The organism is Streptomyces murinus (assembly GCF_002154555.1).
GTDB classification, from domain to species: domain Bacteria; phylum Actinomycetota; class Actinomycetes; order Streptomycetales; family Streptomycetaceae; genus Streptomyces; species Streptomyces murinus.
Genome location: NZ_MUNF01000112.1, coordinates 1 through 13603, shown reverse-complemented (window position 1 = coordinate 13603; position 13603 = coordinate 1). Strand labels below are relative to the sequence as shown.

Below are 13603 nucleotides of genomic sequence, written 5' to 3'. Positions count from 1 at the left end.
CTGGAGGACGGGCGGCTCGTCGGCGTACGTGTCCAGCGCCGCCACCGCGAGCCGCCCGTCCTCCAGCGCGTCGCACAGCGCCCCCTCGTCCAGCAGCGCCCCCCGCGCCGCGTTCACCACCACCGCCCCCGGCGGCAGCAGCGCCAGCTCCCGCGCCCCGATCAGCCCCCGCGTCTCCTCGGTGACCCGGGCATGCAGGCTGATCACCCGTGAGCGCCGCAGCAACTCGTCCAGCGAGGCCATCCGCAGCCCGTACATCTCCCCGCGCGCGTACGGGTCGTACACCATCACCCGCGCCCCGAGCGCCCCCAGCACCCGCGCCACCCGGCTGCCGACCGCGCCGTACCCGATGAGTCCGACGGGCAGGTCCTCCACCTCCAGGCCGCTGTGCTCGTACGTGTAGTACCGGGAGCCCGCCCAACTCCCTTGCGCGGTCAGGCGGTCATGGGCCTGCGGGATGCGCCGCAGCGCGGCGAGCAGCAGTCCGACGGTGAACTCGGCCGTCGCCGCGGCCTTGCGGCCGGGCGCGCAGCACACCCGGACCCCGTGGGCGCGGGCCGCGTCGAGATTGACGTTCACCGGGCGCGCCCGGCAGACCGCGACCAGCCGTAACTCGGGGCGGGCGGCGAGGACCCGTTCGGTGACCGGTGCCATCTGGGTGACAAGGACGTCCGCACCGGCGAGGGCCGCGATCAGCTCGTCCTCCGCGTCGCTGGCCTCCTCCACCTCGGCGACGGTGCCGAACGGTTTCTGCGGCCAGTCGAGCGTCAACTCCCGCACATCGCAGTGGGCTTGTCTGGCCAGCGCGGCCGTGATCAGCGAGGGGAGCACGAAGCGGTCGCCGGCGGCCAGTACCCGCACACTGGAGGTCATCACAGGAACACAGGTTGTAATGATCGCCCGAGGGGCGTCAATCCCTGGTGTGTGGGGAAAGCGGGGAAACTCCGAACGCGCCCGGCGGGTACGGCGAAAGGCCCTCCGCGAGTCATGTCCTCACGGAGGGCCTCCCCTCATCCGCCTGCCGCCGTGAAGGGTGAGAAGACGATCACGAGGCAGGGCGCTTCAGCGGCGCGCGGGGCGCGCCCGGGCTCACGGAGCCAGCAGCAGCGTGTTCGCGCGCGAGGCGGCGGCCTCGTAACGGCGGGCCACGTCCTGCCAGTTGACGACGGCCCACATGGCGTCGATGAAGTCGACCTTCTGGTTCTTGTACTGGAGGTAGAAGGCGTGCTCCCAGGCGTCGAAGACCAGGATCGGGGTGGCGCCCTGGCCGACGTTGCCCTGGTGGTCGTAGACCTGCTCCACGATCAGCCGCCCGCTCAGCGGCTCGTACGCCAGCACGCCCCAGCCGGAGCCCTGCGTGGTGGCCGCGGCCTTGGTCAGCTGGGCCTTGAAGCCGGCGAAGGAGCCGAAGGACTCCTTGATCGCGTCGGCGAGCGCGCCCACGCCGTCGGCGGCCAGCGGCTCGCCGCCGCCGTCCTTCGGGCCGGTCATGTTCTGCCAGTAGATGCTGTGCAGGATGTGCCCGGAGAGGTGGAAGGCCAGGTTCTTCTCCAGGCCGTTGATCGAGCCCCAGGTCTCCTTGTCGCGCGCCTCGGCCAGCTGCTCCAGCGTGTCGTTGGCGCCCTTCACATAGGCCGCGTGGTGCTTGTCGTGGTGCAGCTCGATGATCTCGGGGCTGATCACGGGGGCCAGCGCGGAGTAGTCGTAGGGCAGCTCGGGCAGCGTGTAGACGGGCATGGGTGATCCCCTCCGGAACCTTATTGCAAACTGCTTGCAACTACACGCTAGCAACAACTGCATCAGGGCGACAGGAAGGCTTGCCTTAGTGTCGGTACGATCGCGCGGTGATCACTTCCAGCGCCCGCACCACGGTCTTCGACGTCGACGGCACGCTCTGCTTCGACGGCCGGACGATCGACGGCAGGATCCGTACCGCCATCGAGACCTGCGAGCGCGCCGGTCACCACCTGGTCTTCGCCTCTGCCCGGCCGGTCCGCGACCTGCTGCCGGTCCTCGGCGGGGCCTTCCCCACCGCCACGCTGATCGGCGGGAACGGCAGCCTCGTCTCCGTCGGCGGCGAGGTCCGGGCGCGGGCCGCGTTCGAGGCGGGCGACCTCGGCAAGCTGCTGATCGAGGCCGACCGCTTCCGCGCGGGCTATCTCGCCGACGGGCCCTGGGACTACGCCTACACCGGCCCGGCCGATCACCCGATCCTCGGCCGCGTCGACCAGGGCCGGCTCGCCCGCCGGGTCGACCTCGCGGGCCTGCCCGCCGTGGTGAAGTTCCTCGTGGTCGACGCGACCGACATGGCCGCCCTCGCGGAGGCGGGCCGCGTGCTCGGCATGACCGTCAACCACCATCTCGACGAGGCGATCATCGACTTCGCGCCCGGCACCACGAACAAGTGGGAGGCCCTGGCCTCACTGGGCATCGACCGCTACAACGCCTTCGGCAACGACATCAACGACCTCGACCTGCTGCGCCACGCCCACCACTCGGTCCGGGTCGGCACCCACCCGGCCCTGGACGGCATCGCCCGCGTCACCGTCGCCGCCGACCCGGAGGCCGTGGCCGCCGAGATCTCCCGGCTGGCCACGGTGTGAGGGGTCAGCGCCTGGCGCGCACCCGCTGCCAGGCGTACCCCGCCGCCGCGAGCACGAGCGTCATCGCGCCCGAGGAGTACAGCTGGACGCGGGTGTCGGGCTGCCGCGCCATCAGGACGAAGACCGCGGCCATGCCCGCGAGCGCCACCCAGGTGAGGTACGGGAACGCCCACATCCGCACGACCAGCTTCTCCGGTGCCTCGCGTTCGATGCGGCGGCGCAGCAGCAGCTGGGAGACGGCGATGAAGATCCAGACGACCAGGATCACCGCGCCGATCATGTTCAGCAGCCACGGGAAGACGTCATTGGGCCGCCAGTAGCTCAGCAGCACACAGACGAAGCCGACCAGGCAGGAGGTGGCCACACCGATCCGGGGCACCCCGCCGGACACCTTCGCCAGCACCTTCGGGCCCTGGCCGCGCTGGACCAGGGAGTAGGCGATGCGCGAGGAGCCGTAGATGTTGGCGTTCATCGCGGACAGCAGGGCCACGAACACCACGATGTTCATGAGCTGGCCCGCGCCCGGGATGCCGAGGTGGTCCAGGGTCGCCACGTAGGGGCCGCGCGCCACGACCTCCGGGTCGTTCCAGGGCACCAGGGCGACGACGACGGCCATGGAGCCGATGTAGAAGACGGCGATCCGCCACATCGCCGTCTTCACCGCGCGCGCCACGCCCCGCACCGGGTCCTCGGACTCCGCCGCCGCGATGGTGACCGTCTCCAGACCGCCGTACGCGAAGACCGAGGCGAGCAGGCCGATGACCAGGCCCTGGCCGCCGTGCGGCAGGAACTGGGTGAGATGGGCGGTGCCGGGGGAGTCCGTGCCGGGCAGCACGCCCGTGAGCGCGAGCACGCCGAGCACCAGGAACAGCGAGATCGCGCCGACCTTGAGCGCGGCGAACCAGAACTCGAACTCGCCGAAGTTCTTCACGGCGGCCAGGTTCGTGCCCAGGAAGACCACCATGAACAGGGCGACCCACAGCCACTGCGGGCTGCCGGGCACCCAGCCCTGCGCGATCTTCGCCGCGCCGATGCCCTCCAGGCCGACCGCGGTGCACAGCAGCACCCAGAACGCCCAGCCGGCGGCGAACCCGGCCCAGGGCCCGATGGCCCGCTCGGCGTGCGCGGAGAAGGAGCCGGAGGACGGGTACGCGGCCGACATCTCGCCGAGCATCCGCATGACCAGCATCACCAGCAGCCCGGACAGGGCGTAGGCGATCACGATGGACGGTCCGGCGGCGGCGATGCCCGCGCCCGACCCGACGAAGAGCCCCGCGCCGATCACACCGCCGAGGGCGATCATCGACAGATGGCGCTGCTTGAGCCCATGGGAGAGGGCGGGGTTCTCCGCCAGGCGTGGTGTGTCCGAGCGGGTGGTGCTGGGCATGGGCGCGGCTCTCCCGATGCAATAGGCGGGCGTGCAATAGGCGGGCAAAAACTAACCCAGTCTGGGCGGCCCGTCCGCTCACGCGGAGAGACCGCCCAGTATCCGGACACCCGCCATTCGGAGAGTGAGACTCCGGTTACACCGCCGCGGGCTCGTGCGCGGGGGTGTCCGCCGGGGTGTGTACGGGTGTGTAGTGCGCGGCGTCGCCCTCGATGGAGTAGCTCTCCTTGCCCTCGACGCCGACCGGGACATCACCGGCGACGGTCACCCGGTGCAGCCGGCGCGGCAGGTCGTCGTAGTTGTCGATGGCGTAGTGCTGGGTGATCCGGTTGTCGAACAGGACCAGTTCCCGCTCCGCCCAGTGGTGGCGCAGGATGTTCTCGGGCCGGGTCACATACGACTGGAGCAGGTCCAGGATCGTGCGGGACTCGCCGACCGACAGGCCCACGATCCGCTGGGCGAACCCGCCGACGAACAGCCCGCGCTCCCCGGTCAGCGGATGGACGCGCACCACCGGATGGGCGGTGCGGAAGGTGATCGAGGTGAACTCGGCGCGGTGGGCGGCCTGCTCCGCGTCGACCTCCTCGTCCGGTACGGCGTAGTCGTAGTCGTTGGTGTGCTCGGCCCACAGCGTGTCGGCGAAGCGGCGCAGCGGCTCGGGCAGATCGCGGTAGGCGGCGGCCGCGTTCGCGATCAGCGTCTCACCGCCGTACGGCGGGATCGTGATCGAGCGCAGGGTGCTGGCCTGGGGCGGGTTGAGGACGAAGGTGACGTCCGTGTGCCAGTGGTTGGCGCGGCCCCGCTCGCTGTCCACGGGCAGCACGTTCGGGGCGCCCTCCACGGCGCCGACCGTCGGATGGGCGGTGGTCAGCGCGCCGAAGTGCCGGGCGAACGCCTGCTGGCCGGCGTCGTCCAGGCCCTCGGCGGCGAAGACCAGCGCCTTGTGGACGTTCAGCGCCTCGCGGATGCCGGTCACCTCCGCCTCGGTGAGCGGCCGGGTGAGGTCGACGCCCGAGACACGGGCGCCGATGCGCGCGGTGACCTTGGTGATCTCCAGGGACATGGGAGTTCCTTTCCGAGCGGTGGGTGTCAGGCGAAGGCGGGGGACAGGTGCTGGTTCGCGGGGCGCGGCAGGCCGTAGCGCTCGCGCAGGGTCCGCTTCGGGCCGTACTCCGTGCGGAACAGGCCCCGGGCGCGCAGGATCGGTACGACGTGGTCCACGAAGGCGTCCAGGCCCGAGGGCAGCACGGGCGGCATGATGTTGAAGCCGTCGGCCGCGCCCCGGGTGAACCAGGTCTCGATGCGGTCGGCGATCTGCTCGGGCGTCCCGGCGAAGGTCTGGTGCCCGCGCCCGCCGCCGAGCCGGCCGATCAGCTGCCGCACGGTGAGCCGCTCGCGCCGGGCCAGCTCCACCACCAGTGTGTACCGGCTCTTGGCGCCCTCGACGGCGGACTCGGGCGGCAGCTCGGCGGGCAGCTGCCTGTCCAACTCAAGGTCGCCGGGCGCGAGTTGGAGCAGCCGTTCCAGGCGCCGCAGCCCGTGCTCGGGCACGATGTGGTCCTCCAGGACCTGCTCGGCCGCCCGCGCCTCGGCCTCCGTCGAGCCGAGCACGGGCACGATCCCGGGCAGCACCTTGAGATGCCCGGGGTGCCGCCCGGCCCGCTCGGTGCGGTCCTTGACGTCCGCGTAGAAGGACTGCGCGTCGGCGAGGGTCTGCTGCGCGGTGAACACCGCCTCCGCGTACCGCGCCGCGAACGCCTTGCCGTCCGCCGAGGAGCCCGCCTGCACCAGCAGCGGGTAACCCTGCGGGGAACGCGGCACGTTGAGGGCGCCACCGACCCGGAAGTACGGGCCCTCGTGCCGGGCCGGATGGATCTTGTCGTCGTCGCCCCAGACACCGGCCGCCTTGTCGGCGACGATCGTGTCGTCCTCCCAGCTGTCCCACAGCTTCAGCGCCACATCGAGGAACTCGGCGGCCCGCGCGTACCGTTCGGCGTGCGCGGGCTCCTGCTCCAGACCGAAGTTGCGGGCTGCCTCCGCACCGGCGGTGGTGACGATGTTCCAGCCCGCCCGGCCGCCGCTGACGATGTCCAGCGAGGCGAGTCTGCGGGCCAGGTTGTAGGGGGAGTTGTAGGAGGTGGACGCGGTGGCGATCAGCCCGATGTGCTCGGTGGCCGTCGCCAGCGCGGTCAGCAGGGTCAGCGGCTCCAGGGCACCGGCCGGACGCTGGCCGAGCTCGCCCCACAGCTGGGGGCTGTCGGCGAGGAACAGGCTGTCGAAGGTGCCGCGTTCGGCGGTCTGCGCGAGCCGTGTGTAGTGCCGCAGATCGACATGCGCGTACGGATCGCTCTCCGGGAGCCGCCAGGACGCCTCGTGGTGGCCGGTGCTCATCAGGAACGCGTTCAGGTGGAGTCGGCGGGTGGTCATCGGTGGTCCTCCGTGACACCGAGGGCGGCCAGCAGCCGCTCCCGGTACTCGCCCAGGACCGGCTCCCGGTAGGAGCGCGGGTGGGGACGGTCGATGGTCAGATCGAGGCCGATACGGCCCCGCTCCAGGACGAGGACCCGGTCGGCGAGCACGATCGCCTCGTCCACGTCATGGGTGACGAGCAGCACGGAGGGCCGGTGGCGCTCCCACAGCTCGCGCAGCAGATGGTGCATCCGGATCCGGGTCAGCGCGTCCAGCGCCCCGAACGGCTCGTCCGCCAGCAGGAGTTCGGGCTCCCGCACCAGGGCGCGGGCCAGCGCGGCCCGCTGTGCCTCACCGCCGGACAGCTCGCCCGGCCAGGCCCGCTCCCGCCCTTCGAGGCCGACCTCGGCGAGGGCGGCCCGGCCGCGCCGTGCCGCGTCCTTCCCGTCCAGGCCCAGCAGCACGTTGTCCAGCACCCGGCGCCAGGGCAGCAGCCGGGAGTCCTGGAACACCACCGAGACCTGTCTCGGAGCCGCGACCTGCCCGGACCCGGCCACCCCGTGATCGAGCCCGGCGACGGCCCGCAGCAGGGTGGACTTCCCGGACCCCGAGTGCCCGAGCAGCGCCGTGAACTGTCCGGCGGGCAGTTCGAGATCGATGCCGCCGAGGATCGTACGATCGCCGAACGACCGGTGCAGGGAGCGCAGTTGGACGGCGGTGGCGGGCCGGGTCAGCTGCTCAGTGTGCGGCGCCATGACAGCACCCTCCGTTCGATCAGACGGACCGCGCTGTCGGAGACCAGGCCGAAGACGCCGTAGATCAGCAGGCCGACGAGGATGGTGTCGGTACGGCCGTAGTTCTGCGCCTGGAACATCATGTAGCCGAGCCCGCTGGTGGCGTTGATCTGCTCCAGGACCACCAGGCCCAGCCAGGAGCCGGTCACCCCGAGCCGCAGCCCCACGAAGAACCCGGGCAGCGCCCCCGGGATCACCACCTGCCGCACGAAGCCGAGCCTCGACAGGCCCTGGACCTCGGCCAGTTCGACATAGCGGCTGTCGATCCCGGCCAGCGCGGCATGCGTGTTCAGATAGACCGGGACGTAGACGACGATCGCGATGATAGCGACCTTGAAGGTCTCCCCGATGCCCAGCCAGAGGATGAACAGCGGAATCAGCCCGAGGGTCGGGATCGCCCGGTTGAGCTGCACCGTCCCGTCGATCAGCGCCTCCCCGGTGCGGCTGAGCCCGGACAGCAGCGCCAGCAGCACCCCGGCGGCCAGCCCGATCGTGAAGCCGTACGCGGCCCGGCGCAGCGAGGTCAGCACATCGGTGGGCAGCGTGCCGTCGGTCCACAGATGGCCGAGGGTGCGCAGCACCGTCCAGGGCGCGGGTATGGCGGCCGGGTCGAGCTGCCCGGCGGCCGAGGCGATCGCCCAGGCGGCCAGCACCAGCAGGGGTCCGGCCAGCCGGGCGGCGGGCAGCCGGCGCCCGGGGGAGAGGCGGCGCCGCCGGCGGACCGGGGGCAGCTCCCCGGACGCGGTGGCGGACGCGACGGTCGCCGTGGTCGTGGTGGTCGTCACGGCGGTCACCTCCGGTACTCCTCGGGCACGGCCCGCGCGGCGATCGCCTCGAAGCGGTGGTCGAACAGGCCGGACACATCCGTCTTCCTCACGAAGCCGCCCTCGGCGAGCAGATCCGCGGTCTCCTGCTCCCACTTGATCGCCTCGTCCCAACGCGGCGGGAACAGCGGCTTGTTGGCGAGCGCGGTGATGGACTTCGCCTGCGGGAGGGTCAGGTTCTGCGTCTTGACGTAGAACTCCTCGTTCCACCGGTCCGGATGCTCGTACTGCCACACCTGGCCCTGGGCCCACCGCGGGATGTAGGCGGCGATCGCGGCGGCCTTGGCGGGATCGTTCAGCGCGGCCTGCGGCGCCCAGAGCAGATTGAGCAGGTCGACCACATCGGTGGTGACGGTGCGGGCCCCCTTCGCCGCGTACTGCTTGAGATAGGCGGGCGCCTGGCTGTTGGCGAGCGGGGCCACGTCCACCTGGCCGGACTGGAGGGCGGTCAGGAACTGGTTGCTGGTCAGCGGCACCAGCTCGGCGTCGTCGTACGCCAGGCCCGCCTTCTTCAGGGCCCGCAGCAGGACCACGCCCTGCGCCTGCCCCTGTGAGAAGGCGAGCCGCTTGCCCTTGAAGTCGGCCGCGGTACGGATGTCGCTGCCGGGCCGGGTCGCGAACAGGTAGTTCGGCCTGCGGGTCAGCTCGATCGCCACGATCTTCGCCGCGAGGCCCTGGAACTGCGCCTGGATCGGCGGGATGCCCGCGTTGTTGGCGACATCCAGGGACCTGGCGCGGAAGGCGTTGATGACATCGGGACCGGCGCCGATGTTCACCCAGTCGGACACGGTGAACGGCAGCGGCGGGAACTTCCCCAGCCTGAACTGGAGTTGCTCCACACCTTGGTACGAGGTGATCTTCAGGCTGGTCCCGGCGGGGACCTTGGCCGCGAGGGGCCGGGTGGCGGCGGCGCCACTGGTGTCGGCGGTGGCCACGCCCTTGGCGCAGCCGTCGAGTCCGGCGACGGCGGCGGACGCGCCCAGCAAGGAGGTGAGAAAGAGACGACGGTGCATGGGGGTCTCCCGGAAAGAGCCGGTCAACGGAAACACAGAGAAACTCAGGGAAATGCGAAGAAGCCCTGGGAAATTCACGGCAACACGCGTGTCACACGCGGCAAGATGTCAGCAACAGAAGGCGTGACACTCGGTTCGACAGCTCGTGAAGGGGCGCATGACCAGCATGTTCCAGGTCCCCGGCGACCCATGTCAACATTCCGAGTTTCTGAATTAAATACCCTCAGGTGAGGCGCCCAGCGGGTCCCGGAACAACGCGTCGAGCAGCACCGAACCGCCCGCGACCGCGAGTACGGAATCCGGGAAACTCGTCGGCAGCACCGCCGCGGACCGGGAATTCCCGGCCGCCTCCCGCAGCGCGTCCAGGCACTCCTCGAAGTGGATGACCCCCACCTCGGTGACCACGACCGTCTCCGGGTTGAGCACATCGAGCAGCAGCGCGGCCGCCCGTCCCGTCGCCCGCGCCCGCTCCACCAGCAGCCGCCGGGCCACCGCGTCCCCGCCCTCCGCCGCGGCCACGACATGCATCGGATTGGCCGAGTCGGTGACCCCGGCCGCGCGCGCCCTACGGCACAACGTCCGTTCCCCCAGCTCCACTTGAAGGCAGCCGGTACGGCCGCACGGGCACGGCTCGGTGCCGCCCGGCACCGGCAGATGCGCGATGGCGCCGGCCGCGGACCGGGGCCCGTGGTGCACCTCGTCATGGGTGGCGAACGCGGCGTCGACCACATTGCCCACGAACAGATGCAGCACGCTCCGGCTGCCCCGGGCCCGCCCGAACAGCCGCTCACCGTTCACCAGCGCCCGGGCGTGCCCGTCGACTTCGACCGGCAGACCGGTACGGGCGGCGAGCAGCTCCCGCACCGGCACCTCGCGCCAGCCCAGCAGCTCGTGCTCCACCACGGTGCCCGTCTCCCGGTCCACCCAGCCGCCGACGGCGACCCCGACCCCCAGCGGACGCCGCCCGGACGCCTCGGCGAACAGCGCGGCGAGCCCCTCGGCGGCCCGCGCCAACACCAGCCCGGGATCGGTCCGTTCATGCTTCAGCTCACGCCGGGCCAGCACCCGGCCGCGCAGATCCAGCAGCGCCACGGTGGTGTACGGCACCGCCACATGCACCCCGCCCACCACGAACCGGGCGTCGTCCAGCTCGACCGGCACATGCGGCCGGCCCACCCCGCGCGAGCGGCGCGGCGCCGGGGACTCCCGGATCAGCCCGAGCCCGGCGAGCCGCGCACAGTGCTCGGTCACCGACGCGGGGGACAGGCCGGTCAGCCGCGCCACCGTACTGCGCGCCACCGGACCGTGCTCCAGCACGGACCGCAGCACGGAACTGGCACTGGTGCGCCGCCGGTCGCGCTCGGCGGCGCGGGGCACGGGGGAGACAAGGGTGGACGCCGCACTGCGGGGCATGGAGAACCGTCCTCGGGACCGGAGCCGGTACATCGGAAGACCGGAAAGGACGAGGCGGCCGGGCCCTGGTGGCGGGCCGCCCCTATCCCGAACGACGACAGGTGGCCGCGCCCTGGCGCCGCAGGTCGACATAGCGACGCGACGTGAAGTACCGGGCCTGCGCAACCATGCCCCGAAGCTAGCAAACCCCCCGACCACTGCCCACCCCACGCCCACCGACCGAGACGACCGGGGACCGTCGCACCGGGGGCCGCCCCCGCTTTGGGGGATCTCTACAGTCACGTCGGCACCTCATGAGGTCTGCTGAAGCACTCCACCTCAGTGACCACCGTCACGCCGAACCCGGTGTGAGTCGTGCTTTTGTGCGGAGCCCACCAAGCTGTCGATCAACCCTTTGTCGAGCGCTGACGGTGATCGGCCTCAGGGCGCCGGTATAGCGTCGCGATGTCCCACCTGTCCCCTGTCTCCTTCACCCCGCGGAGTCCCCATGAGCACCGCCACCGTCAGCGCCCGTCCGGGTGCCGTCCTCGCCGATCTGCTGCCCGCGTCCCGCGCCCGTGACGCCGTCCTCATGCTCGGCGGTGCCGCGCTCACCGGGCTCGCCGCCCAGCTGTCGGTGCCCGTGCCCGGCTCCCCGGTGCCGGTGACCGGCCAGACCTTCGCCGCGCTGCTGGTCGGCACCGCGCTCGGCGCCCGCCGCGGCTTCCTCTCCCTCGCCCTGTACACGGTGGCCGGCATGATCGGCGTGCCGTGGTTCGCGGAGGGCGACTCCGGCACCGGCGCGGTCTCCTTCGGCTATGTCCTCGGCATGCTGCTCGCCTCCGCCGTCGTGGGCGCCCTCGCCCGCCGGGGTGCCGACCGCTCCCCGCTGCGCATGGCGGGCACGATGATCCTCGGCTCGGCCGTCATCTACGCCGTCGGCGTCCCCTACCTGGCCCTGGCCGCCCACCTCTCCCTCGGTCAGGCGGTCGCCGCCGGTCTCGTCCCGTTCCTGATCGGCGACGCCCTCAAGGCCGCCCTCGCGATGGGTCTGCTGCCGACCACGTGGAAGCTCGCCGGCAAGCGCTAGCCGCCCACCAGGACACGGCAACGGCCGCGGGGCCTGACGAAGTTCGTCAGGCCCCGCGGCCGTCGTACGTGCGAAGAGCGGGTCAGCCGATGGAGACCTTGTCCGCCGGGGCCTCCGCGGCCGGGGCCGGACGCTCGCCCGTGACCTTCTGCTTGATAAACGCGATGGCCACCACGATCGCCGCGACCAGCAGCGACAGCAGCACGGTCTCCCGGCCGTCGTGTTCGGTGTCGAAGAGCATGTACACCAGGACCGCCACGATCACCGCGGCCGCCGCCCAGGTCAGGTACGGGTACAGCCACATCCGCACGACGAGCTTCTCCGGCGCCTCGCGCTGGATGATCCGGCGCATCCGCAGCTGCGAGAAGCAGATGACCAGCCACACGAACAGGGCCACCGCACCACTGGAGTTGACCAGGAAGAGGAAGACGGTGTCCGGGAACTCGTAGTTGAAGAAGACCGCCACGAAGCCGAAGACGACCGAGGCGAGGATCGCCGCCATCGGCACACCGCGGGAGGTGGTGCGGGCGAACGCCTTCGGCGCGTCACCGCGCTGGCCGAGCGAGAAGGCCATCCGGGAGGCCGTGTACAGACCGGAGTTGAGACAGGACAGCACCGCGGTCAGCACGATGACGTTCATGATCTGACCGGCGTGCGCGATCCCGAGGGAGTTCAGCGCGGCGACGTACGAGCCCTGCTTCTCCAGCGACGCGTCGTTCCACGGCAGCAGCGTGACCACGACGAGGATCGAGCCCAGGTAGAAGACACCGATACGCCAGATGATGCTGTTGGTGGCCTTGGTGACCGCGCGCTGCGGGTCCTCGGACTCACCGGCGGCCAGGGTGGCGATCTCACTGCCCATGAAGGAGAAGACGACCAGCAGCACACCGGTGAGGATCGCGCCCGGACCGTGTGGCAGGAATCCGCCGTGATCGGTGAGGTTGGCGAAGGACGCCTTGTCGGTGTGCGCGCCCGGCAGCACGCCGAAGATCGCGAGCAGGCCGACGACGATGAACGCGCCGATCGCCACGACCTTGATACCGGCGAACCAGAACTCGAACTCGCCGTAGGAGCCGACCGATACGAGGTTCGACGCGGTCAGCACCAGCATCACGATGAGGGCCCAGCCCCACTGCGGTACCGCAGGCACCCAGCCCGACAGGATCTTGGCGCCGGCCGTTCCCTCGACCGCGAGCACCACGACCCAGAAGAACCAGTACAGCCAGCCGATGGAGAAACCGGCCCAGCGGCCGAGCGCCCGGTCGGCGTGCTCGGAGAAGGAGCCGGAGGTCGGGTTGGCGGCGGACATCTCGCCCAGCATGCGCATCACGAGGACGACGAGGGTGCCGACGAGGGCGTAGGACAGCAGAATGCCCGGTCCGGCCGCGGCGATGCCGGAGCTGGAGCCGACGAACAGTCCGGCGCCGATCACACCGCCGATGGCGATCATCGTCAGGTGCCGGTTCTTGAGGCCTGCTTGAAGTCCGGAACCAGGAGGGGTCATGGACGGATTCCTTTGCGCCTGTTGAGCGGGGGTTCTCGTACGGAAACGGGGGTTGCCGTTGTGGGGTCCGGTACGGGATTCGTACGAGCGGTGTACGAGTCGGTCCAGTGAATCCGAGGCGAACGAATTCGGGAACCTCTGAATCCGGATTGTTACTTGAGGTTCCCTTGAGGTTCTATGGCCCCGCTCACATTTGACGACGAAATCCGTAGGTCTCCGGGTGTCGTATGAGTCACCTCCGGATGCCTTGACGGACGCCCCTCGAATGCCGTGGACCCCGGGCTGCTGCCCCGATTCCGGCGTGTCACACTCGTCCCATGCGCGTGTACCTCGGCTCCGACCATGCGGGCTTTGAACTCAAGAACCACCTCGTCGAGTGGCTCAAGGCGGCGGGGCACGAGCCCGTCGACTGCGGGCCGCACATCTACGACGCCCAGGACGACTACCCGCCCTTCTGCCTGCGCGCCGCCGAGCGCACGGCCGCCGACGCCGACGCCCTCGGCATCGTGATCGGCGGCTCCGGCAACGGGGAGCAGATCGCCGCGAACAAGGTGAAGGGCGTGCGCGCGGCGGCGCGCAGGCAGAAG

13 protein-coding genes are annotated in these 13603 nt (G+C 71.0%); 3 read left to right on the top strand and 10 right to left on the bottom strand.

From position 1 onward, the window contains the following. Positions 1 to 873 (bottom strand): NAD(P)-dependent oxidoreductase (locus tag CCN72_RS09015; protein ID WP_086807053.1); only part of this gene is annotated, 873 nt, incomplete at its 3' end. 216 nt (positions 874 to 1089) lie between these two features. After that, complete coding sequence (locus CCN72_RS09010) at positions 1090 to 1737, bottom strand: superoxide dismutase (protein WP_086807052.1); 648 nt, start codon at positions 1735 to 1737, stop codon at positions 1090 to 1092. 107 nt (positions 1738 to 1844) lie between these two features. Here CCN72_RS09010 and CCN72_RS09005 point away from each other — a divergent pair, with 107 nt between their 5' ends. After that, complete coding sequence (locus CCN72_RS09005) at positions 1845 to 2603, top strand: HAD hydrolase family protein (protein WP_244174163.1); 759 nt, start codon at positions 1845 to 1847, stop codon at positions 2601 to 2603. A 4-nt stretch (positions 2604 to 2607) separates the two neighbouring features. Here the strand turns inward: CCN72_RS09005 and CCN72_RS09000 are convergent, their stop codons facing one another. The 7 genes from CCN72_RS09000 to CCN72_RS08970 form a co-directional block, all read right to left on the bottom strand. Further along, positions 2608 to 3990: an amino acid permease gene (locus CCN72_RS09000; RefSeq protein ID WP_086807051.1), complete on the bottom strand. Its 1383-nt coding sequence runs from the start codon at positions 3988 to 3990 to the stop codon at positions 2608 to 2610. Between the two features lie 136 nt (positions 3991 to 4126). Continuing rightward, positions 4127 to 5053, bottom strand: coding sequence for a TauD/TfdA dioxygenase family protein (locus CCN72_RS08995; protein WP_086807050.1), 927 nt, complete (start codon positions 5051 to 5053; stop codon positions 4127 to 4129). Between the two features lie 26 nt (positions 5054 to 5079). Further along, positions 5080 to 6417: an LLM class flavin-dependent oxidoreductase gene (locus CCN72_RS08990; RefSeq protein WP_086807049.1), complete on the bottom strand. Its 1338-nt coding sequence runs from the start codon at positions 6415 to 6417 to the stop codon at positions 5080 to 5082. Then, positions 6414 to 7154 carry an ABC transporter ATP-binding protein gene (locus tag CCN72_RS08985; protein ID WP_086807048.1) on the bottom strand — a complete coding sequence of 247 codons (741 nt, stop codon included), beginning with the start codon at positions 7152 to 7154 and terminating at the stop codon, positions 6414 to 6416. Before CCN72_RS08985 ends, CCN72_RS08990 begins: the two co-directional genes overlap by 4 nt. Beyond that, positions 7130 to 7978, bottom strand: a complete 849-nt coding sequence (locus tag CCN72_RS08980) for an ABC transporter permease (protein WP_358588290.1) — start codon at positions 7976 to 7978, stop codon at positions 7130 to 7132. Before CCN72_RS08980 ends, CCN72_RS08985 begins: the two co-directional genes overlap by 25 nt. 5 nt (positions 7979 to 7983) lie before the next feature. Beyond that, positions 7984 to 9030 (bottom strand): ABC transporter substrate-binding protein, encoded by a 1047-nt coding sequence (locus CCN72_RS08975; RefSeq protein ID WP_086807046.1) that lies wholly within the window; start codon positions 9028 to 9030, stop codon positions 7984 to 7986. Between the two features lie 213 nt (positions 9031 to 9243). Further along, complete coding sequence (locus CCN72_RS08970; protein ID WP_086807045.1) at positions 9244 to 10443, bottom strand: ROK family transcriptional regulator; 1200 nt, start codon at positions 10441 to 10443, stop codon at positions 9244 to 9246. 487 nt (positions 10444 to 10930) lie between these two features. On the opposite strand from CCN72_RS08970, the gene CCN72_RS08965 reads away from it, so the two are divergent. Continuing rightward, positions 10931 to 11512 carry a biotin transporter BioY gene (locus CCN72_RS08965; protein ID WP_086807044.1) on the top strand — a complete coding sequence of 194 codons (582 nt, stop codon included), beginning with the start codon at positions 10931 to 10933 and terminating at the stop codon, positions 11510 to 11512. Between the two features lie 82 nt (positions 11513 to 11594). On the opposite strand, the gene CCN72_RS08960 is transcribed toward CCN72_RS08965, so the two are convergent. Then, positions 11595 to 13016, bottom strand: coding sequence for an amino acid permease (locus CCN72_RS08960; RefSeq protein ID WP_086807043.1), 1422 nt, complete (start codon positions 13014 to 13016; stop codon positions 11595 to 11597). Between the two features lie 317 nt (positions 13017 to 13333). On the opposite strand from CCN72_RS08960, the gene CCN72_RS08955 reads away from it, so the two are divergent. Beyond that, positions 13334 to 13603, top strand: a 270-nt coding sequence (locus CCN72_RS08955; RefSeq protein ID WP_143664064.1) for an RpiB/LacA/LacB family sugar-phosphate isomerase, incomplete at its 3' end; no start/stop codon positions are given.